1 protein-coding gene is annotated in these 461 nt (G+C 59.9%); it reads left to right on the top strand.

The features are described from left to right. On the top strand, positions 1-455 hold a 455-nt coding region (locus RAD15_RS43745; protein ID WP_458184852.1), incomplete at its 5' end, for a hypothetical protein. Positions 456-461: the final 6 nt, after the last annotated feature.

The following is a 461-nucleotide window of genomic DNA, read 5'->3' on the forward strand; positions in this document are numbered from 1 at the left end:
ACCTCGCTGCAGAACGAGACCGGCACGATCGCTCGCAACCAAGCGACGAACACCGGCCTGGGTGCACGAGACATGAATTGAAAGGAATCGAGATGCGCTTCAAGAAGTCAATATCGATGGCCATGGCGAGTATCGCCCTCGCCGGCGCGGTCCCCGCTCTGGCGACCGGCATCGGCCACAGCTTTTTTATGCGTGGATCGATCATCGGCAAGGACACGACCGGAACGATCGTGTGTGTCGGCAAAGCAGATGGCGCGACAGTCGGACAGGTGCTTGACGTCTATCGCGTGAAGACGCTGCCCGGCTCCGGCTACAAAGGAAGCGGCCCCGCTTATCGCCGAGACCTCATCGGCCACGTCAGGGTCGATCATATATTTGACGACCATTTTGCGCATGTGAGCGTCGCCGACGGCGCTCCCGCAGTTCACGACATCGTCGAGCTCCGCAAGAAATAAGGGCGT

The organism is Bradyrhizobium sp. 14AA, from assembly GCF_054185205.1.